This window comes from Janthinobacterium sp. SUN118, assembly GCF_030397695.1.
In the GTDB taxonomy this organism is placed as follows: domain Bacteria; phylum Pseudomonadota; class Gammaproteobacteria; order Burkholderiales; family Burkholderiaceae_D; genus Janthinobacterium.
This window is the reverse complement of record NZ_JAPUBV010000004.1, coordinates 307,361-329,348: the sequence shown is the minus strand read 5'-3', so window position 1 is coordinate 329,348 and position 21,988 is coordinate 307,361. Positions and strand designations below refer to the sequence as shown.

The window sequence follows — 21,988 nt, the reverse complement described above, 5'->3', positions numbered from 1 at the left end:
TACCTTTTTCACTTGAAAAAAGGCATTTCCCTATGAAAGAGGGGATAATTCTGCCTGTTTTTTAAGCAAAAACAGGCCTTTGCCGCTTATTGCGGCAGGGTGATGGTTTGCGTGCCTATCTGCAGCAAGCGTCCGCCAGGCACCAGCTGCAAGGAGGTGGGCACCGATTTGCAGCCGACATCGAGCACGATCAGGAACTCCGCCGTCATGGCCGGGGTCGTCTTGATATAGGCGGCATGTTGCTGGCTGGCTTCCAGGGGCGGATTGGGGGCGCTAAAGCCGGACAATTGCTCCTCGTCCGGCCGTAGTGATTGCAGGCACAGCGAAGCCGTGCCATTTTCTATGCTGGCCCGGCCATTCGGGTACAGGTATAAGGTATTGAGCGCATGGATATTCCACTCGAAAGTGCGGGCTGTGGCGGAGTTCAGCTTGTCGCGCACCACCACCACGTCGTTCAGGCGCGAATACCATACCTGACGCCTGGCCAGGCTCAAGTCGTTGCTGTAGGCGGCGCTGGCATCGCCTTCCACGTAGTCGAGGTCTGTCGCGTGCGTGAATGTCGTGATCTTGCCGTTTTTGTAGCGCATCTCGTAATGGCCTTCGATGAACTGGCCTTTGCCGCCATCAAATGTGATGGCGTTGTGCGCACGCGACTGGCGGTACCAGCTTTTCGAGAGCGGCGATGCATAGTAGTCCTGGTAGCCGGCTTCGATCAGCAGTGGCTTGCCACCGCTGTTGATGACCAGGCTGTTTTGATCGCCGTGGCTGTGATTGAAGGCGCCAAACGGGCTCGACTTGAAGTAGACGGAAGTGCGGGCCGGGTTGCTCATGTCGCTGTGCATGGCAGCCCAGCCGATGCTGGGAAAGAGCATGGCGTTGGGTGGTGCCTCGGGCGCGACCGTGTCGGCGGGGAGCGGGTAGGGTGCTTGCAGCAGGGTAATGGGATTTTCCTGCGCGCCTGGCTGGCTGCTGTACCAGGCCGCCGCCGGCGTGGCTTGCCGTGCCACATACGCCTTCAGGAGCGCCGGGTCCGGCTTGCTTTCATGGACATCGCCGAAGACGTGGCGCGGTGCGTTCGGTGGAATGAACTGCATGAAATAATCGGAAAATCCCGCGGCCCAGGGTTTGTTGAACAGGCTGACGCCAGTGGCTTCGGCCAGCGGTTGCCATAATTGCAGTTGCATGTCGGTGGTGTACTGGCCGTACGCCGAGCCATTGGCAAAGCCGCCTTCCGGACCGCTCCAGACGTGGACGATATGCATGTACGAGCGCACGGCGAAGTCGAACCAGGCTTGCGCTTCCGGCCTGGCGTCGAGCAGCAAGGTTGAGGTGGCGGCAAGGTAGCCGAGTGCCTCGACGCCGTGCGAGTCCATGGGGGATTGATCCAGGCGCCCGCCGGCGGCGGACAGATCGGCATAAATGGGTGTCAGTCGTTGCGCGGCGACCGACAGCCAGCGGCTGCGGCGTGGCAGGTCCAGGTCCAGCCACAGGAAGTCGGCGCCCTTGGCGAGTACCAGGGCAATCATGCGCGCCACCTGATCCTGGGCTTTATAGCTGGTGGGTCCATCCGGACTCAGCGCGGCCAGCTGGTCGCCGCGCACTATGGCTTCGTCCAGATACCTGCGTTCCTGTGTCAGGCGAAATAGCAGGGCGGCCGCCTCCATTTGCCGGATCACGGCGCCGGCGGCATTGGCGATGCGGCCGTACTGGCCGCCATCGTTGGGCGTGGTCCACAGGCCATCGTTGACGCTGGCCACGGCGGTGGTATTCAGATTGACTTCGCTGACGAGCCGGTTCAGGAAGGGGCGCCGTTTGCCATCCATGGCAGCATCCCAGGCGCTGGCTTGCGCAAAGGAGGCTGGCAACTGGCGGGGGCGCGGATGGGCCCGCACGGTGCTCGCCAGCTCGGACGATTCGGGAACGACAAAATTGCGTGAATTGCTGTCGATGGTAAACGGGCGCTTGTCGGACCAGTCGGGGGATGTGGCGCGTGGGCTCACGCGCCATTCATACTGGCCGGGAGGCAGTGCGCTCGATGGCAGCAGGAAGTTGCGCGAGACGGTGTAGCTGCTCGCGGCACCGCCAACCGGCGCAATCTCCACGACATACTGTGCGGGATAACTGCCATGGCGCGGCCAGGCGAAGGACGGCGGATTTTGCACCTGCAATTGCACTTGTTCCGGCGCCGGCTTGACGATTTCCGGGCTGCTGGAGCGGGTGGTCACCCAGTCCGCCGCCGGGCTGGCGCCAGCGCCGAGGCTCAATGCCATAAAGCTGCCGAGAAGAATTCGTTGGTGTTTGCGGGGCCTGCATGTCATGACTTATCTCCAAAATGCCGTTGCCGGCCACGCGTGATGCGTGGCATGGGGAGATGTCAATATACTATCAAATGGATGGGAGAAGTTTCTTTTTGATAATTAACTGCCTGGCCGCCGATGTCGTGGCTGCGACCATGAAAAAAGCCGCAAACTCGTGAAAGTTTGCGGCTTTTTTGCGAATTAGGTAATGGTGCCCACGAAGGGACTCGAACCCCTACACCCGAAGGCACATGGACCTGAACCATGCGCGTCTACCAATTCCGCCACGTGGGCACTGATGCTGCTACTTACTACTTTTTACTGCTCGAGTATTTGTTGCAAAACAACTTACAACAACAATTCTGCTATTATAGCGACTTGAAGAGTTTTGCGCCAGATGAGCTTTCGCTCCATACTGCACATCAACCCTGTACCGCTTTCCTGCAACTGCATTCCCGTGAAGGTTTGTCGCTGCAAGAGACCGAGATTATAGAGCAATATTTGCCGAAGTCAAATGCATTGCGCAGCTTTTCTCCTTTTTTTCATCGGCGGGGTACTTGTACGGTTTCCGCTACGCTGTCCGTTAGGCAAACCAAGGCGTCGTCCGGTACACTACCGGACATCACCGCGTCAATATTGACGGTGATGTCATCGGTCTTTGTTCTCCGTTTGATCACTGTCAATACCAACTATAGAAATACTTTTGAGCCAAAATACCCACACCATCCCCAGCCGGGAGGACATTCTCGGCATATTCCGCAGCGTCAACGCGCCTCTCGATCCGCAGTCTCTCGGGAAAACGCTGCAAGTGCATGCCGATTCCATGGATGTCCTGGTCCGTCGCCTGAAGGCGATGGAGCGCGACGGCCAGCTCAAGTCTGATGCCGGCGGCGTGTTCGCGCTGGCCGACCAGAGCGCGCTCGTCGCCGGTCGCGTCACCAGCCACCGCGATGGATTCGGTTTCGTCATTCCCGACGACGCCAGCGCCGACCTGTTCCTGCCTGAGAAAGAAATGCAGAAAGTACTGCATGGCGACAAGGTCATGGCCCGCATCGTCGGCACCGACCGCCGCGGCCGTCCGGAAGGCACGATCGTGGAAGTCACGCAGCGCGCCAATACCCACGTCATCGGCCGCCTGATCCAGGAAAACGGCACCTGGGTCGTGGCGCCGGAAGACCAGCGCATCGGCCAGGACATTTTAGTGACCGGTTCGCTGGGCAAGGCGAAGGCCGGCCAGATCGTCAGCGTCGAGCTGACCGAGCAGCCGATGCGCTTCAAGCAGCCCGTCGGCAAGATCGTCGAAGTGCTCGGTGCCCTGGACGACCCCGGCATGGAAATCGAGATTGCCGTGCGTAAATTCAACGTGCCGCACATCTTTTCCGCCGCCGCCCTCAAGCAAGCTGAAAAACTGCCGTTCGAAGTGCGTGCCGCCGACCTGAAAGACCGTGTCGATTTGCGCGATGTGCCCTTGGTCACCATCGACGGCGAAGACGCGCGCGATTTCGACGATGCCGTGTATTGCGAGCCCGTCAAGATCGGCCGCGCCAACTGCTTCCGCCTGATCGTCGCCATCGCCGACGTCAGCCATTACGTGAAACCGAACGACGCGCTCGATGCCGACGCGCTCGAACGCAGCACGTCCGTCTACTTCCCGCGCCGCGTGATCCCGATGCTGCCGGAAAAGCTGTCGAATGGCCTGTGCTCGCTGAACCCGGCCGTCGACCGCCTGACCCTCGTCTGCGACGCCGTCGTCAGCGACAAGGGCGAGCTGAAGGCGTACCAGTTCTACCCGGCCGTCATCCATTCGGCCGCGCGCCTCACGTATGACGAAGTGGCCGCCGTACTGGGCAACACCAAGGGTCCCGAGGCGGCACGCCGCGCCGACATCCTGCCGCATTTGCAGAACCTGGAAGCCGTCTACCGCGCCTTGCTGAAGGCGCGCACGGAGCGGGGCGCCATCGATTTCGAGACGACGGAAACGTATATCGTCTGCAATAGCGCCGGCAAGATCGAAAAGATCGTCCCCCGTACGCGCAACGAAGCGCACAAGATCATCGAAGAGTGCATGCTGGCGGCCAACGTCTGCGCGGCCGATTTATTGCTGCGCAACAAGCATCCAGGTACTTACCGCATCCACGCCAGTCCGACCAAGGAAAAGCTCACGCAAGTGCGCACCTTCCTCAAGCAGGTCGGCCTGAACCTGACGGGCGGCGACACGCCATCGGCATCGGATTACCAGACCTTGATGCAGCAGATCAAGATGCGTCCCGACGCGGCCCTGCTGCAAACGATGCTGCTGCGCTCGATGCAGCAAGCCGTCTACAGCCCGGACAATATCGGCCACTTCGGCCTGGCGTACGAGGCGTATGCCCACTTCACCAGCCCGATCCGCCGCTACCCCGACCTGTTGACGCACCGCGCCATCAAGGCCATCTTGCAAGGCAAGAAATACGAGCCGAAGCTGTCGGACAAGACCGTGCTGAACACGAACGTGTCGAATGCCACGCGCAAGCAGCAGGCGAAGGACAAGGCCGAAGGCAAGCCGAAGAAGACGGATCTGACCATCTGGGATGCGCTGGGCGTGCATTGCTCGGCCAACGAGCGCCGCGCCGATGAAGCGTCGCGCGACGTCGAAGCATGGCTCAAGTGCTACTTCATGCAGGACAAGCTGGGCGAGGAATTCACCGGCACGATCACCGGCGTGACCACGTTTGGCGTGTTCGTGCAACTCGACACCCTGTTCGTCGAAGGCCTGGTGCACGTTACCGAACTGGGCACCGACTACTTCCAGTACGACGATGCGCGCCACGAACTGCGCGGCGAACGCACGGGCAAGCGTTATCAATTGACGGACCGCCTGACGGTGCAAGTGGCAAGAGTCGACCTGGAAACGCGCAAGATCGACCTGCGTTTGGTTACCGATGCGGAACTGGCGGGCGAGGAAGCGCCAGCCAAGCCGAACGGCAGCGGCAAGCGCAAGGGCGAAAAGAAATCCATGGTCAAGCCCGGTCCTGCGACCGAGCAGCGCCATGAGATCAAGACCAGCGTCAAGGCTGGCCATGGCAGCAATGGCGCCAAGCCTGCAGGCAAGGCGCAAGCCAAGGCCGCACCGAAGGCAGCAGCTCCCAAGGCCGCGCCCAAGGGCGAGCCGAAGCGCAGCAAGAAACCGGCCGCGGCACCCGCCGCGGCGGCACCACGTGCAGCAAAAACTGTATCAAAATCAAGCAAGAACAAGCGATAAGCGATAGATAGATAATGAAGAATAAAATGATTTTCGGCTTCCACGCCGTCACCTCGCGCCTGCGTCATGAAGCGTCGTCCGTGGAAGAAATTTTTGTCGATGCCAGCCGTGTTGACGGCCGCATGAAGGATATGATCGCCGCCGCCAAGTCGGCCGGCGTGCGCGTCATGCCCGTCGACTCGTCGCGCCTCGACAAGATCGTCGGCACGCGCCGCCACCAGGGCGTGATCGCGTTTGCCTCGCAACTGTCGCTGGCGCGTAACCTCGATGAATTGCTGGACGCCATCGACGGCCCGCCGCTGCTGTTGATTCTCGACGGCATCACCGACCCGCACAACCTGGGCGCCTGCCTGCGCGTGGCCGACGGTGTCGGCGCGCATGCCGTCATCGTGCCGAAGGACCGCGCCGTGGGCCTCAACGCCACGGCCGCCAAGGTCGCCAGCGGCGCAGCCGAAACCGTCCCGTACATCACCGTGACCAACCTGGCGCGCACCATGCGCGAATTGAAGGACCGCGGCATCTGGCTGATCGGCACGTCGGACGACGGCGAAAAAGGCTTGTACGAAGCCGATTTCACGGGCCCGACGGCTCTCGTCATGGGTTCCGAAGGCGAAGGCATGCGCCGCTTGACGCGCGACACCTGCGACATGCTCGTCAGCATCCCGATGTTTGGCTCCGTCGAGAGTTTGAACGTGTCGGTCGCCTCGGGCGTCTGTCTGTACGAAGCCCGCCGCCAGCGCATCGCGAAAGAAGGCTAAAAAACGTCCAGGGCGGTGTTGCATTGCCGCGCCGTACTTGCGTACTGTCTTCGGCAATGCGCCTTGCCCTGAACGTTTTGTAGCGCTACCCTGACAAGCCGCCGCCCTCGAGGCGGCGCTTGTTTATCTGCCTCTCCGGCAGCACGCCGCCGAATACGCTACCATTTAGCGTCTTGTCTCTTACCCATTCAGAAATCCGTCTTATGTTCCACCACCTGCGCGAAGATATCAACAGCATCATTGAACGTGACCCCGCGGCCCGCAATGGCTGGGAGGTGCTGACCTGTTATCCGGGCTTGCACGCCATCGTCATGCATGGCTGGGCGCACTGGTGCTGGACGCGGCGCATGAAGTGGGTGGGGCGCTTCATCTCGTACCTCGGCCGCATCATCACGGGCATCGAAATCCACCCGGGCGCCACCATCGGCCGCCGCGTCTTCATCGACCACGGCTTCGGCGTGGTGATCGGCGAGACGGCCATCGTCGGCGACGACTGCACCATCTACCAGGGGGTCACTTTGGGCGGCACCTCGCTGCACAGCGGCAGCAAGCGCCATCCGACCCTCGAGCGCGGCGTCATCGTCGGCGCCGGCGCCCAAGTGCTGGGCAGCTTCACGGTGGGCGAGTACGCCAAGGTGGGCTCGAACGCCGTGCTGCTGAAACCCGTGCCGGCCGGCGGCACGGCCGTCGGCAACCCCGCGCACATCGTGCAAAAGGATGTCAACGCCTTGCGCGAAGGCAGCACGGCGCACCTGTTCGCCGCGTACGGCGTCACGCCGAACGGCGACGATCCGCTGTCGAAGGCGCTGCAAGGCCTGATCACGCACGCCGTGGCGCAGGAACAGCGCATCGAAACCATCCTCGCCACCCTGAAGGCGGCGGGCATTTGCTGCCAGGGCGTGCCGGAATGTGATAAATTTGATTCGGAACAAATGAACAAACTGGTCGATTAAGGATTTATGCATGAATACTGATGTGACGGCAGCTGACAAGAGCAGCGACAATCCCAATCTGCTCGACCCGTTCGAGATCCGCGTGCTGGCCGTGCTGGCCGAGAAGGAAGCGCTGACGCCGGACAGCTATCCGCTGTCGCTCAATGCCCTGACCAACGGCTGCAACCAGTTGTCCAGCCGCGACCCCGTCATGGCCCTGACCGAGGAAACCGTGTACGACGTGCTGCAGCGCCTGATGCAGCGCAAGTTCGTCAACGGCATCACGCAGGCGGGCGCCAGGGTCGCCAAGTATGAACACCGCATGCGCATCAAATGGTCGCTGGAGCAGGACAAGCTGGCCATCCTGACGATCCTGATGTTGCGCGGCTTGCAGACGGCCGGCGAAATCCGCAGCCGCAGCGGCCGCGTGCATGATTTTAAATCCGTCGCCGAGGTGGAGTCCGGCCTGCAATTTTTGATCGACAAATACCCGCCGCTGGTGGCGAAACTGGCCGTCGCGCCCGGCGCCAAGGAACCGCGCTACGGTCACTTGCTGGGCGGCGAGGAAGCGCTGGCCCGCGACGAGACGGCCGCCGGCTACGCGGGCGCCGTCAGCGCCCCGCAGCAGGGCAGCCGTGTGGCCCAGCTGGAACAGGAAGTGCTGCAGTTGCGCAGCGATTTCGATGGCCTGGCGGCGCAGTTCGAGGCATTCCGCAAGCAGTTCGAATAAGGGCCCTGCACGCGTGACTTTTTCCTTTTTGTGCCGTTCCTGCGGCGAGACCCACACGGGCATGCCCAGCTTCGGCGCGGACGCGCCATGGCTGTACGAGCAGATGGCGCCGGCCGAACGGGCGGCGCGCTGCCAGCTCGACAGCGACGCCTGCATCGTCGACGAGGAGCACTGCTTCGTGCGCGCCACCATCGACATCCCCGTGCATGGCCACGATGAACCGTTCAGCTGGGGCGTGTGGGTATCGCTGAGCGGCGACAGTTTCGATGCCTGGGACGCCTGCTTCAACGACGCGAAACGCGCCCACATCGGCCCCTTCTTCGGCTGGCTCAGCACGCCGCTCTGCGTATACCCCGATACCCTGAACCTGAAAACCCGCGTCCACCTGCGCGACGATGGCGTGCGTCCCTCCATCGAGCTGGAACCGACGGAGCACCCGCTGGCCGTCGAGCAGCGCGACGGCATCACGGTCGAGCGCGTGGCCGAGTTGTATGCGCGGCTGATGCACGGCGGCTGAGCGCATCGGCTCGTCGGAGCGCGCCTCTGTCGTTGCGGCCGACAAGCTGGAAACGCCGCCTGGCATCAGGCGGCCCGCACCACCCGCACGCTGTTGCGCCCGTCACGCTTTGATGCGTACAAGGCGGCGTCGCCCAGTTCCAGCAGCGCCTCCAGGCCCGCTGGCGGCCGCTCGAACAGCGTGCCGCCCACGCTCAGGGTGACCGCCTTGGGCGTGAAAAATGCCTGCTGCGCCATCTGTCCGAACAAGCCGCGCAAGGCGTTGCCCAGCGTGATCACGCTGTCGCTGCTGGCGCCGCGCAGCAGGATCACGAACTCATCCCCGCCCAGCCTGGCGGCAAGCGCGCCCTGCGGCAGCGTATTGCAGATCATTTCACTGAGGGCCACCAGCAATTTGTCGCCGGCGCTGTGGCCGTGCAGGTCGTTGACCTGCTTGAAGTTGTCGATATCGATCAGCAGCAGGGCACCGGGGCTGTGCGGCGTAGCCTGTGCCAGCAGGCCGGGCGCGCGCTGCTCCAGGGCGCGGCGGTTGTACAGGGCGGTGAGGGGATCGCGCGCGGCCAGCTGCTCGATGCGTTCTTCGCGGCGGTGGCGTTCCGTGCCGGTCATGGACAAGGCGATCAGCATGATCGCCATGGCACCTTCCACCAGAGAAACCTGGATGACCTCGCCACGGAAGGCAGCCAGGTCGACAAAGGTATCGAGCGCAACGATGGATGCGGCCTTGGCAAAATAAAAGAGGCCATGCAGCAGCAGGACGTAGCGCAGCTGCACGGCGCCCACGCTCAGGGAAACGCCATGGGGGCGCAGCAGGAAGCTGGCGCGCAGGCTGATGCCGGCAATGAGCAGCGATTGGATGACGAACATCACCTTGGACCACCATGCCGCGCCGGGCACCAGCAGCATGGCCAGCCAGGCAAGGCCCAGCAGATACCACGCGCGCGACAGGCGCATGTTCGTGAACCTGGCGACGCCTGCCAGGAACAGCCAGTGGGCGGCGATCAGCAAGCCGTTGGCAAACCAGATCCCGATCAGCAGGTAGCCGCTGGTGCGCAGCAGGGCCAGGACGCAGCCGACGGTGATGACGGCGAACCCCGCGCTCCAGAACAGCAGCGATTTTTCGCGCACGTCGCGCCACTCCACGGCCAGGTAAAGCGCGGCGGCGGCGGCCAGCGCGGTCGAGAGGATGAGGATGGTGGAGGGATCGAGTGCCATGAATCAGGAGGGACGTGAGATTGCCCGGATAAACCGATGAAGGGAGGGACGCTATTTTAGCGCCCTCCCAGGCAAGTTTGGCTCATCTTTGTTAACCAAAAGTACCGAATATGTGTTGCTATCCAGAATCAGTGACCGCGACTTGCCACTCGGTACTGGCCACGACATGGCCGTTGCAGCAGGTAGCCGGACGGGCGAGGCTGGCGAGGCCGGCCGTTGCCTGGAGCCAGCCTTGCTCAGCTTACGCGCTGCTTCACCTTTCCCCCATGGACTCCGAAAACGTCTTGGTGATCGGTTTGGTCAGGTAGCGCAGTACCGTCTTGCGGCCCGTGTTGATTTCCACGGTGGCCGTCATGCCGGGCTGGATCAAAATCGGTTCGCCGTTCTTGCCGATCAGCTTGCGCCCGCTCGTCTTGATCTGCACGCGGTAATAGGGCTGCTCGTTGCCCTTGTTGTCCTCGCTCAAGGTATCGGCGCTGATGTAGCTGACGGTGCCGCGCAGGCGGCCGTAGATGCCGTAGTCGTAGGCGTCCAGCTTCACGGCCGTGGGCAGGCCGGGCTTGATGAAGGCGATGTCGGCCGGTTTCACTTTCGCTTCGATGATCAGGTCGTCGTCGGTGGGCACGATCTGCAGGATTTCCTCGCCCGGCTTGGCCACGCCGCCCAGCGTGGTGAGGCGCACATTGCGCACGATGCCGTCGGTGGGCGCGTAAATGTCGGTCGAACCCAGCTGCTCCTTGCGCTGGGTCACGGTCTGCAGCACGCCGGCCAGGTCTTCCTGGGCTTTCACCATGTCCGTCTGGCTATCCTGCAGATACTTGTTGCGCCGGTTGGTGATCTGCGCCTGGATGTCGACCACCTGGCGCCGGAGCTTGAGCACCTCGGCGCGGCTGACGTCGCCCGTTTCCAGCAGCGGCAAGTTCATTTCCAGCTCTTCCTTGATCAGCTTCATGGCGCTTTCCAGCGCGCTCACTTCCGCCTGCACGGCGCCCTGGCGCTTGCTGAACAGGGCCAGCTGGTTGGCGCGAAATTCCGGGAACGCCTGCAATTCGGGCGGAAATTTCGGTGCGCCGCCAAATACTTCCGCCTGCAGCCGCGCCACGGCCGCCTTCAGGCCGGCCGCCTTGGCCGTGCTTTCCAGGTAGCTCGTCTCGGCCCGCGTGCGGTCGAAGCGCGCCAGCAGTTCGCCCTTTTTCACGATGCTGCCTTCGTGCACGCGCAGCTCGGCCAGCACGCCGCCGTCGGCCACCTGGATGATCTGGTTGCGCGAGCTGGCGATCACCTGGCCGTTGGCGCGCGTGACCTGGTCCAGCTCCGCCCACGAGGCCCAGGCGATGACGCCCGCCAGCGCCGCCGCGCAGCTCCAGATCAGCAGCCGGCCCCGTTTGGCTTCTTCCCGCGTTTCGACTTTGGCCAGTTTCATGCGACGGCTCCTTGCGCTGCCGCCGGCTGGATCACCGGCGCGGGCGCGGAAGCGGGAACCGCTTGCGGCTTGCCCGACAGCTTGGCCAGGACAACGTCGCGCGGGCCATCGAGCAGCACGCGTCCCGCCTGCAGCACCACCAGCCGGTCGAGCAGGGGCAGCAGGGCGTTCTTGTGCGTGGTGGCGACCATGGTCACGCCTTCGGCCGCCAGTTCGCCCAGCAGGCCGACGATGCGCGCCTCCGTCTTCGCATCCATGGCGCCCGTCGGCTCGTCCAGCAGCCAGACGCGCGGCCTGGCCAGCAGCAGGCGCGTGACGGCGATCAGCTGGCGCTGGCCGCCGGACACGCCGCGCCCGCCTTCCGTGATGGCCAGCGCCAGTCCGCGCGGCTGGCCCAGTATCAGCTCGATCAAGCCCGTGCGCCTGGCCGCCGCCAGGATGGCTTCCTCGCCCGGGTCGGCCAGCCCCAGCAGCAGGTTGTCGCGCAGGGTGCCGCTGAACAGCCGCGTTTCCTGCGGCAGGTAGCCGACCATTTCGCGCACCACGGGCGGCGCCAGCAGCGCCATGTCGACGTCGCCCAGGTAGGCCTTGCCTTCGGCCGGCTGGTACAGGCCCGAAGCCAGTTTCAGCAGGGTGCTCTTGCCCGAGCCGATGGCGCCCACCAGGCCCACGCGTTCGCCGGGACGGATGGCGAGGTTGTCCACTTCCAGCGCCACCTTTTGCGCGCCGCCGTAGGTAAAGCGGATGCGCTCGAAGCGCAGGCCCGTATCGAGGCTGCGCGGCGTCAGCGCGAACTGCGCGTTATCCGCTTCATTGGGCAGGCTGATGACCTGTTCCAGGCCGTCGATCGAAGCGCGCGCATGCGCCCATTGCACCATCACGGCGGGCAGCTGCACGATGGGCATCAGCGCGCGGTTGCTGATGATGGTGCAGGCCATCAGGGCGCCCATGGTCATCTGGTTTTCGGCGACGAACCAGGCGCCCATGGAAATGAGGGCGACGTTGGTCAGCTGCTGGAAGGCGGCCGTGATGTTTTGCGACAGGGCCGCATAGTCGCGGATATTCTGCTCCGCGTGGCTGGTCTCGGCCACCAGCTCGGCCCAGCGCGCCTGCATCATCCATTCGGCGCTGCTGCCTTTCAGCGTCTCGACGCCGTCGACGGCTTCCACCAGCAAGCCGGCCTTGCGGTTGCTGGCGTTGAGGTTCTTGCGCGTGTGGTTCTGGATGGCGCGCTGGAACATCAGGCCGCACACGAGAGCCAGCGGCAGCGCCACCAGCGGCACCACCACCAGCCAGCCGCCGATGATGGTGATCATGGCGAGGAAAATCAGGGCGAAGGGCACGTCCGTCAGCACGAACAGCGACGTCGACGTCAGCACGCCGCGCACCATCTCGAACCCCTTCACCTGCGCCGCCAGGGTGCCGACGGAAGCGGGGCGCGCCTCCATGCGGATGCCCAGCATGCGCTGGAAGAACCACTCGGACAATTCGTGGTCGACGTCATTGCACGAGTGGTCGACGATGCGGCTGCGCACCTGCTTGAGGATGAATTCGAGGCCGATCGACAGCGCCACGCCGACCACCAGCACCCACAGGGTGCTGAAGCTCTGGTTGGGGATCACGCGGTCGTACACCTGCATGGAAAACAGCGAGGTGGCCATGGTCAGCAGGGTCACCAGCGCCGTGGCCAGCACGGCGTCGACAAACACGCTCTTTTTCAGCCACAGCGCATTGCGCACGAGGCCCAGGGCACCGGGGCGGGCCGCGCTTTTTTCCGCGCGCCGCGGCAGTCCCACGCAGGCCAGGCCGGCCAGCGAGGCCAGTTGCAAGGGGCGCCCGTCGATGCCTTCGCCACTCCAGGCGCCATCGGCGCCGCGCGCTTGCAGCAAGCCCCAGCCCGTGCTGGCGCTGTAGACGGCGAACGGCAGTTCGCCCGGCGTCGGCTCGTGCAGCAGGCGCGCCGCGCCTTCCAGCCCGGCCGCCTGCCAGACGGTGGTGAGGGCCACGCCGGGGCCGGCGTCGTCGTTTATGTCATCGAGCTGGCGCTGCAAGTCGGCCAGGCGGGCGGCGGCAAGGTGCTGTCCCGTCAGGCGCGCGGCGCGCTCGGTGAGCGTCAGCAAGCCATGTTTGATGGAGGTATCCACGCTGTCTCCTGTTTGCATGATGTCGGTGTCAATTTGCGCGCGCCGTGCCGGCCGGCGCCGTGCGTCCGGCCAAGGTGCCCGTCTGCGCGGCCAGGCGCAGGCTGGCGGCGATCGCCTGCGCGCGCGTGTCTTCCAGGGAAAATTGCGCCTGCGTTGCTTCGCGCACGGCGTTGAGCACGTCGTTCCAGCTCTTGCGGCCGATCACGTACTGGCGCGCATACGATTCGAATACCTGCGTCGAGGTGGTGCTGGCCTCGCCCGCGTTGCCCAGGCGCTGGCGGCTCGCTTCGGCCTCGTTCCAGTCGAGGGTGAAGCGTTCGCGCACCTCGCGCTCGGCCACGTCGTGCGCCGCGCGCGCGCCTTCGCGCCGGGCCACGGCGGCATCCACGCCGGCCTTCGCCGACAGGCCGGCGCCCGGCTGCGCCTGCAGCACCAGCATGGCGCGCGTGCGGTTGTCGGCGTTGATGCCGCCCGTGGGTTTTTCCATGCGCAGCACGACTTTCGGCATGTAGGCCGAGCGCTGCATGGTGATTTCCGAGTCGGCCGCCTGCGCTTCGAAATCGAGGCGCTGCAGGGTGGGCGAGTAGGCGATGGCCTGGCGCATGACGCGCTCCAGGCTGGCGTCGGGCAGCGGTTCGCCCACGCCGACCCCGGTGGCGCTGACGAGGCGCACGGGCTTGCCGGCCAGCTGCGACAGCTGCGCCAGCGCGTTCTCCAGCGCCTGGCGCGCGCTCGACACGTCGTTGGCCGCCTGGTAGGCGCGCGACTCGGCCAGGCGCTGGTCCGTTTGCGAACTGACCGACTGCGCCACGCGGCGCTTGATCATGTCCAGCAGGCGCTGGTGCTCGGCCAGCCCCGTTTCGGCCGAGCGCACGCGCGCCGTCTGGCGCAGCGCTTCCGTGTAGGCGCCGATCACGCGCAGCGACAGGCTCAGGCGTTCTTCCTCGATGGCCGCGCCGGCCGCATCGACCCGGCTGCCGGCCGCGTCGATGCCGGCGTCGATGCGCCCGCCGCTCCACAACGGCTGCTCGATGCGCACCACGCCGCCCGTTTCCTGCGAACCGGTGGGGACTTCGGCCGACAGGCTGGGAAAGCGCTGCCATTGGGCGCCATCGAGGTCGGCCCGCGCGGCCGCCTGCGCCGAGCGTTTGCCCTGTACGGCCGGATGGCTTTGCAGCGCCTGCTGCAAGACCTGGTCGAAATTCCATGCCGTACTGCTCTGGGCGCTGGCATCTGGTGCGGCCGTTGCCATGGCCACGGCCGCCAGTACGGCCGCGATGCAGGGCAGGATGCCGGACCAGAGGGCCCGGCGGAGGGGTATTGCTGGGAAACTGCGTGATCTCATCCCGTGTTTTTCCGGCCGTGCGGCCTGCAGATCTGCATTCGGTATCACTGGATAGCGGGAGCGCGGCGGCAGAACCGCCGCGCTCCCGTACCCGTTTCAGCTAGCCTTGCATGGCGATGGCGTCAGACATGGAAATTGGCCGCCGTCAATTGCGTGATATTCACGCCGCTCAGCAGCACCAGCGCCGTGTCGATGGCATTGGCGCTACTCAGGTCGCTCGAGTGGTACACCGTCACGGCACCGCTGTTCTGCGCATCGGCGATGACGATGTAGCCCTGGCCCGACAGCACGCTGCTGTCGGCCGCGATGGCGCTGGCCGCCGCGCCGATCGACACGGATGTGCCGTCGAAGATGAACAGGTTGTCGTTGCCAAAGTCCGTGCTCAGGTTGACGCCCACCGCCACCGAGGCCGTCAGGTGGGCGATGGCCGACATGTCGATGACGTCGCCGCCGGCAGCCGGCAGGCCGGTGCTGAAGTCGGCTACCGTCAGCGGATTGTGCAGGGCATTCTGGCTCAGAACGAACAGCTGGCTGGCGTCGGTCAGGTCGGCCTGGGCCTGGGCGGCGGCCGCGGCTGCGGCATCGGCATTCGCCGCCACCGTCAGCGACGCGGCATCCGTCAGGTCGGCCTGTGCCTGCGCTTGCAGGGCCGCTGCCGCTGCCGCATCGGCTGCCAGGTGCAGGGCGTTGGCGTCGGTCAGGCTGGCCGCCAGCGTTGCCGCCGCTGCTGCCGCCGCCGCCGCGTCGGCAGCCTGCGTGAGTGCCACGGCATCGGTCTGGTCGGCGATGGCTTGCACGGCGGCGGCGTGGGCGGCGTCCGCATCCGAGATGAGGGCCAGCGCCGCGGCATCCGTTTGCGCCGCCACGGCATTGGCTTGCACCAGCGCCGCGTCGGCCGCCTGCGCATCGGCGTGGGCCTGGGCCGCGGCCGCATCGTCGGCAAACGCGGCGTTGGCGTTGGCGTGTGCCGTGGCGGCATTGGCGGCCGCCGCTGCAGCCGCCGCGTCGTCAGCCTGGGCCGCCTGGAAGGCCAGCAGGGAGGCTGCGGCCTGCGCTTGCGCCAGCGGCGCGGCGGCATCGGCAGCATGGGCGGCAAGCGCCGCCGCCGCCGCGTTGTTCGCATTCAGCGTGGCGGCCGCCGCTGCCGCATCGTCCGCCTGCGCCGCCTGCGTGATGGCCAGCGAGATGGCGGCCTGGGCGGCTGCTGCTGCCGCCGCGTCGTCGTCATTCTGGGCCGCCGTGGCCGCCGCCAGGGCCGTGGCCGCCGTTGCTGCCGTGCTGGCGGCCAGGGCGTCGGCGGCGATGGCTGCCGTGTGTGCGGCGGCGGAGGCGGCGGCATTGGCCGCTGCCAGGTTGGCGGCAGCGTCGTCGGCCTGCGCTGCCTGGGCGGCGATCAGAGCCGCCGCTGCGGCCGCTGCGCTGGCCGTGGCTGCCGCGTCGGCTGCTGCCGCGGCCGTGGCGGCCGCTTGCGCCACCGATGCGGCTGCTGCGGCGTCGGCCGCTGCCTGGTCGTCGGCGACGGCCTGGTCATGCGCCGCCTGGGCGTTGGCGGCATTGGCGGCCGCCACGGCGGCGGCCGCATCGCTGGCCTGGGCCGCTTGCGTGGCGGCCAGGGAAATGGCTGCCGCCGCTGCCGCCGCTGCTGCCGCGGCATCGTCGGCGTGCGCATTTTGCGCCGCCAGCTGGGCAGCGGCCGCTGCCGCCGCGGTGGCGGCGACATTGGCGTCGGCGGCGATGGCCGCGTTCAATGCCAGCTGCGCATTCGCGGCGGCCGTGGCGGCCGCTGCCGCCGTGGCGTCGTCGGCCTGGGCATTGAGCGTGTTGGCCAGCGAGATTGCCGCCTGGGCCGCCGCCGTTGCAGCGGCGGCATCGGCATTCTGCGCCGCCACCGCTGCCGCATGCGCCGACGCCGCGTTTGCGGCAGCGGTGGCCGCCGCCGCATCGTCGGCCTGGGCCGCCGCCAGCGCCGCATGGGCCGCTGCCGCATTCGCATTGGCCTGCGCTGCCGCATCGGACGCATTCTGCGCGGAGATGAGGAGGTTCAGCTTGAGCGTCTTGTCATTGTCGGCGTCCAGGGCGTTGGTATCGGCCGTTACCGCCGCGTTCAGGTTGGCGATGGCTGCGTTGAGTGCGGCATGGGCGTTGATGGCCGCCGTGTCGGCCAGTTGCGCCGCCAGCGTGGCCGCTGCCGACAGGGCCGCCGTGTGCGCGGCGCTGGCGGCGGCATCGTCGGCGGCCAGTGCGGCGCTGGCCGCGGCCAGTGCATTGTTGGCCGCCGTGGCGAGGGCGGCCAGGCCGGCGTCGGCCAGCAGCGCGGCGTCGGCAATGACCTGCGCGGCCGCGGCGGCGGCTGCCGTGCTTGCCGCCGTGGCGTCGGCGCCCAGGGCGGCATTGGTGGCGGCGAGCGAGGCGCTGGCCGTCAGGATTGCCGCGTTGAGCGCCGTCGTGGCCGCATTCAGGGCCGCTTGCGCATTGTTGGCCGCCGTGGCCGCTGCTGCGGCGACGCTGTCGTCGTTCAGGGCCTGGTTCAGCGCGGCCAGCGCGCTGGCCGCCGTCGCCGCCGTCGTGCCGACGGCCAGGTCGGCCGCCTGCGCGGCCTGCGTGGCGGCCAGCGAGATGGCGGCCGTGAGGGCGGCTGCCGCTGCTGCGGCATCGTCCGCCTGCGCGTGCTGCGTGGCGGCGGCCGAGATGGCGGCGATGGCGGCGGCAGCGGCGGCAGCTGTATCGGCGGCGGTGGCGGCCGCAGCGGCGGCCGTGGCGTTGGTGGAGTTGAGGATGGCCGCGGCGGCGGCGGCATCGTCGGCCAGGGCCTGGTTCAGCGCGGCCAGTGCGTTGGCGGCGATGGTGGCGGCGCTGGCTGCGGCGTTGTCGGCTGCCTGTGCCGCTTGCGCGGCGGCCAGCGAGGTGCTGGCGATGGTCGCGGCCGTGGCGGCGGCGAGGTCGTCGGCGACGGCGGCTGCAGCGGCGGCGCTGGCCGTCACGGCGGCGGCGGCCGTGGCGGCGGCATTCGCGTCGGCCTGCAGGGCGGCGTTCAGGGCGGCCAGGGCATTGGCGGCCGTGGCGGCTGTCGCGGCGGCGGCGGCGTCGGCCGCTTGCGCCGCCTGGGCCGCTGCCAGCGAGGTGGCGGCCACGCCGGCGGCGGTCGCCGCGAGGGTGTCGTCCAGCTGCGCCGCCGTGGCGGCGGCCTGCGAGGTCAGGGCCAGCGTGGCGGCGGCGGTGGCGGCATTGTCGGCGGCGATCGCATTGTTCAGCGTGACCAGCGAGGCGGCCGCCGTGGCGGCGGTCGAAGCGGCAGCGGCGTCGTCGGCTTGCGCCGCCAGCGCCGCCGTGTGCGACAGGCCGGCCGTCGTGGCGGCCACGGTGGCGGCCAGCGCGGCCACCAGGTCGAGCGGATGGGCTGCCGAATAGGCGGCCAGGGCGGCGGCATTCGCCGCGTCGTTATTGGCGATGGTGGTCAGCGCGGCGGCATCCGTCAGGGCGGCCTTGGTGGCGGCCACGGTGGCGGCCGTGACGTCGAGCGTGTGCGCGGTGCCCAGCAGGACGGCATCGGTCAGGCCGGCCGTGGTGGCGGCCAGGGTCGAGGCCGTGGCATTCACCGTCGCCACCAGGCCCAGGGCGACGGCGTCCGTCAGGTTGGCCGTCGTTTGCGCGGCGGTGGCGGCCGCCGCATCGACGGTTGCCGTCAGGCCCAGGGCGACGGCATCGGTCAGCGCGGCGGTGGCGGCAGCCGCATTGGCGGCGGCGGTGGCGGCCGTCGAGACGGTGCCCAGCGCAACGGCATCCGTCAGGTTGGCGGTGGCGGCAGCCAGGCCGGCGGCCGTGTTGGCGGCCGTCGAGACGAGGCCCAGTGCCACGGCATCGGTCAGGTTGGCCGTCGTCTGGGCCGTAGCGGCGAGTGCCGCATCGGCGGTGGCGACCAGGCCCAGGGCCACGGCGTCCGTCAGCGCGGCGGTGCCGGCAGTGGTGCTGGCTACCGTGGCGGCGGCGGCCGAGAGCGTGCCCAGGGCAACCGCATCGGTCAGGTTGGCAACATTCGTCGCCGTATTGGCGGCGCCCGCCGCGACGGTGGCGGCCAGGCCCAGGGCGACCGCGTCCGTCAGGTTGGCCGTCGCCTGCAAGGCGGCGGCGGTGGCGGCGTCGGCGGTGGAGGTGAGTCCCAGCGCGGCGGCGTCCGTCAGGGCGGCCAGGCTGGCGGCCGAGGCGGCAGCCAGCCCATCGGCCGTGGAAATGAGGCTCAGCGCGATGGCGTCCGTCTGGCCAGCCGTCGTGACGGCGGCAGCGGCGGCCGCATCGGCGACCGACGAGGCGAGGCCCAGGGCCACGGCATCGGTTTGATTGGCAAGCAATTGCGCCGTGGTCAGGGCGTTTTGCGCCAGCGTATTGGCGGCCGTCAGGGTGGTGACGGCGGCCTGGGCGGCAAGTTCGGCGGCGGCATCGGCGGTGGAGACAAGACCCAGCGCGCCGGCATCGGTCAGTGCGGCCGTGGCCGCTGCGGCCGTGGCGGCGGCCTGGGCCGCAGCGGCGGCGCTGACGGCCGAGATATCGATGCCGCCCAGCAGGGCGGCCGTTTCCGCCGCCGAGACGGCAGCGGCGGCGGCGCTGATGAGCGCTCCAGCGTCGGTCAGGTTGGCGGTGACTTGCAAGCCGGCCGCCGTCAGCGCATCGGCGGTCGAGATGCCGGCGAGGATGAGGGCGTCCGTCAGGTTGGCATCGGCATCGGCGCCATCGGCATCGAGCTGCAAGGCGTTGACGGTGGCCGTCAGGTCGATCACGCTGGTCTGGCCGGCCGTGACATTGGCGGCCAGGGCGGCGAGGTTGGCGAGATTGAAGGCATTCAGGGCGACGTTGACGTCCAGCAGGCTGGCTTGCGCATTGGCGGCCGCTGCATCGGCGTCGGCCTGGTCGGCTGCTTGCTGCAGAGCAACCACATCAGTCTGGTCGGCCACGGCCTGGGCATTGGCGGCATCGTTCGCGGCGGCGGCATCGGCAGCGGCCAGGGCGGCCGCGTCCGTCTGGTTGGCCGTGGTTTGCGCCGCCAGCGCGGCGGCGGCGTCGTTATCGGAAATCACTTGCAGCGCGGCCGCGTCGGTCAGGGCCGCCTGCGCGGCGGCGCTGGCGGACGTGCTGGCGGCGGCATCGGCCGTGATCTGCAGGGCGGCGGCATCGCTCAGGTTGGCGGTCACCACGGCATTGGCAGCCGCGGTGGCGGCAGCGGCGGCGGCGAGGTCGAGCGCGGCGGCATCCGTGTTGTTGGCCAGGGCGGCCGCCGCTGCCGCCGTGGCGGCGTCGGCGCTGGAAATCAGGGCCAGCGCGGCCGCGTCGGTCAGGTCGGCCTGCACCTGCGCCGCGTCCGACGCCAGGGTGGCGGCGTCGGCGATCAGCCCCAGCGTGGGGGCGTCCGTCATGTTGGCCTGTGTCTGGGCATTCGCCGCGTTCGTGGCGGCCGCGTTGGCGGCTGCCTGCAGGGCCACGGCATCGGTGGCATTGGCGATCGACGCATCCCAGGCGGCGACGCCGGCAGCGGCGTCCGAGGCCATCGTCAGGGCCACGGCATCGGTCAGGCCCGCCTGGTTGGCGGCGGCCGTGGCGGCCGTGGCGGCGTTGCTTGCGGCCACGCCCAGCGCCGCCGCATCGCTGGCATTGGCGGCCGTGGCCGCATTCGCTGCCGCCGTGGCGGCGGCGTTCGAGGCGGCCGTCAGCGCGGCGGCGTCGGTGGCGTTGGCCACGCTGGCTGCGGCCGCTGCGGCGGCTGCATCCGCATCTGAAGTGAGGGACAGGGTGGCGGCGTCGGTCAGGCTCGCTTGTATGCCGGCCGCGACGGCGGCGTTGGCGGCGGCGGTTGCCGCCACGTCCAGCGCGGCGGCATCCGTGGCATTGGCCAGGGCCGTGGCGGCAGCGGCAGCGGCGGCGTCGTTGGCCGAGATCGCTCCCAGCGCCGCGGCGTCCGTCAGCGCCGCTTGCGTGTTGGCGGCGGCGGCGACGACATCGGCCGCATCGGCGATCAATTGCAGCGCTGGCGCGTTGGTCTGGTCGGCCTGCGTTTGTGCCGCGTCTGCAGCGGCCTGTGCGGCGGCGGCATTGGCGGCGGCCGTGATGGCGGCCGCATCGGCGTTCTGAGCGGCCGTCGTGGCGGCCAGCGAGGCGGCGGCCGTGGCGTTGGCGGCCGCGGCAGCGCTGTCGTCATTCGTGGCGGCGCTGGCGGCCGCCTGGATGCCGGGAAGGACGGCGGCCGTGCTGATGGCGAGCGCGTCGTCGCTGGTGGCGGTATTGGCGGCCGCCAGTGCCGCCGCCGCCGCTGCCGCTGCCTGCGCCGCCAGCTGGTCGGCGAGGAGGGCGGCGTTGGCCGCGGCTTGCGAGGCGGCAGCCGTGGCTGCAGCCGTGGCCGCATTGGCGTCGTCGGCCAGCGCGGCGTTGGCGGCGGCGAGAGCGGCGGCGGCGGCCAGGATGGCGGCATCGGTGACGGTGGTGGTGGTGGATTGATTGCCCGTGCCGCCCTGGCCGCCGGTCGAGCCGCCCGTGCCGCCCGTACCTCCCGTGCCTCCAGTACCTCCAGTACCGCCCGTACCCGTGCCACCCGTGCCGGTACCACCCGTGCCGCCCGTTCCCGTGCCGCCCGTGCCGGAACCGCCAGCGGCGGCGCCGCCGCCACCGCCACCGCCGGCTGCGGCGGCAACCAGGCCCAGGCCGCCAATCGCGCCCAGGGCGCCGAGTCCGCCCAGGCCGCCAGCAGCGCCCGCACCGGCGCCTGCACCTGCGCCAGCCGATGCGCCGGCGACGTCGACGACGCTGCCGCTAGGAATGGCGCCCGCTCCGGCTCCGGCTCCCGCGCCGGCACCCGCAGCGCCGCCATTGCTGTCGCTTTGTGGCGTGCCCGTATTGGCCGTTCCCGTGCCGCCTGCCTGGCCCGCTGCGGCGCCACCACCACCGGCTGCCGCCGCCGCGGCTGCCACGGCCGCTGCGGCGCCGAGGGCGCCGGCCGTGCCATTGCTGTCGGCGCTGCCGGTGACTTCGACGACGTTCTCTGGCGGCATGGTCTGGTCGGCCACGGCGCCTCGCGCCAGCTCTTCCTCGTCGTATTGTTTGCGTTCGCCATTCTTGGCATTCGCGGCTTTTTTGACGGGCGTGGCGAGCTTGGCGCCGGCGGCTTCGGCATTGACGGGAACTTGTGCTGGATTTTGTGCGGTGGCCATTTGAAAATCTCCGGAATAGGTTATGTGTTCGTTAAATTTTTTAAGAGATTAAAAAATTAATAAATATAATTTGTTTCCATGGTTTCTCCGGCGTGGCTTGGGCCGTGATCGATCTTGGGTACTGCTGATGCGTATGGTGGCAAGTAAAACATATTTGAATAAAAACCGCTGGTAGAAAAGTGCGGCTATTTCAAAAT

The 21,988-nt window shown here is 67.7% G+C and carries 11 protein-coding genes and 1 tRNA gene; 5 read left to right on the top strand and 7 right to left on the bottom strand.

All coding sequences use genetic code 11. The features are described from left to right. Positions 1-86: 86 nt before the first annotated feature. Together O0880_RS23235 and O0880_RS23230 are read right to left on the bottom strand one after the other, a co-directional pair. Positions 87-2,270: a heparinase II/III family protein gene (locus tag O0880_RS23235; RefSeq protein ID WP_289889012.1), complete on the bottom strand. Its 2,184-nt coding sequence runs from the start codon at positions 2,268-2,270 to the stop codon at positions 87-89. Between the two features lie 236 nt (positions 2,271-2,506). Then, positions 2,507-2,591 (bottom strand) — tRNA-Leu (locus O0880_RS23230). Between the two features lie 409 nt (positions 2,592-3,000). Here O0880_RS23230 and rnr point away from each other — a divergent pair. The 5 genes from rnr (at position 3,001) to O0880_RS23205 (ending at position 8,475) form a co-directional block, all read left to right on the top strand. Continuing rightward, positions 3,001-5,538, top strand: coding sequence for a ribonuclease R (rnr, locus tag O0880_RS23225; protein WP_289889011.1), 2,538 nt, complete (start codon positions 3,001-3,003; stop codon positions 5,536-5,538). A gap of 14 nt (positions 5,539-5,552) precedes the next feature. After that, a complete protein-coding gene (rlmB, locus tag O0880_RS23220) occupies positions 5,553-6,296 on the top strand; it encodes a 23S rRNA (guanosine(2251)-2'-O)-methyltransferase RlmB (RefSeq protein ID WP_071324394.1) in 744 nt (247 codons plus the stop codon). 203 nt (positions 6,297-6,499) lie between these two features. Beyond that, positions 6,500-7,249, top strand: coding sequence for a serine O-acetyltransferase (cysE, locus tag O0880_RS23215; protein WP_071324393.1), 750 nt, complete (start codon positions 6,500-6,502; stop codon positions 7,247-7,249). A 10-nt stretch (positions 7,250-7,259) separates the two neighbouring features. After that, complete coding sequence (locus O0880_RS23210; RefSeq protein WP_071324392.1) at positions 7,260-7,958, top strand: YceH family protein; 699 nt, start codon at positions 7,260-7,262, stop codon at positions 7,956-7,958. A 13-nt stretch (positions 7,959-7,971) separates the two neighbouring features. Beyond that, positions 7,972-8,475: a DUF2199 domain-containing protein gene (locus O0880_RS23205; protein WP_071324391.1), complete on the top strand. Its 504-nt coding sequence runs from the start codon at positions 7,972-7,974 to the stop codon at positions 8,473-8,475. A 65-nt stretch (positions 8,476-8,540) separates the two neighbouring features. Here O0880_RS23205 and O0880_RS23200 read toward each other — a convergent pair whose 3' ends face one another. From O0880_RS23200 to O0880_RS23180, 5 genes are all read right to left on the bottom strand, one after another. Continuing rightward, a complete protein-coding gene (locus tag O0880_RS23200; protein ID WP_289889010.1) occupies positions 8,541-9,689 on the bottom strand; it encodes a GGDEF domain-containing protein in 1,149 nt (382 codons plus the stop codon). 253 nt (positions 9,690-9,942) lie between these two features. Then, the gene (locus O0880_RS23195; protein WP_071324389.1) at positions 9,943-11,112 is read right to left on the bottom strand and encodes an HlyD family type I secretion periplasmic adaptor subunit; all 1,170 of its coding nucleotides are present in this window, start codon (positions 11,110-11,112) and stop codon (positions 9,943-9,945) included. Beyond that, positions 11,109-13,256 carry an ATP-binding cassette domain-containing protein gene (locus O0880_RS23190; RefSeq protein WP_289889008.1) on the bottom strand — a complete coding sequence of 716 codons (2,148 nt, stop codon included), beginning with the start codon at positions 13,254-13,256 and terminating at the stop codon, positions 11,109-11,111. The genes O0880_RS23195 and O0880_RS23190 overlap by 4 nt, the downstream gene beginning before the upstream one ends. 28 nt (positions 13,257-13,284) lie before the next feature. Next, a complete protein-coding gene (locus O0880_RS23185; RefSeq protein ID WP_289889006.1) occupies positions 13,285-14,508 on the bottom strand; it encodes a TolC family protein in 1,224 nt (407 codons plus the stop codon). A 215-nt stretch (positions 14,509-14,723) separates the two neighbouring features. Next, the gene (locus O0880_RS23180) at positions 14,724-21,791 is read right to left on the bottom strand and encodes a hypothetical protein (RefSeq protein WP_289889005.1); all 7,068 of its coding nucleotides are present in this window, start codon (positions 21,789-21,791) and stop codon (positions 14,724-14,726) included. Positions 21,792-21,988 lie beyond the last annotated feature (197 nt).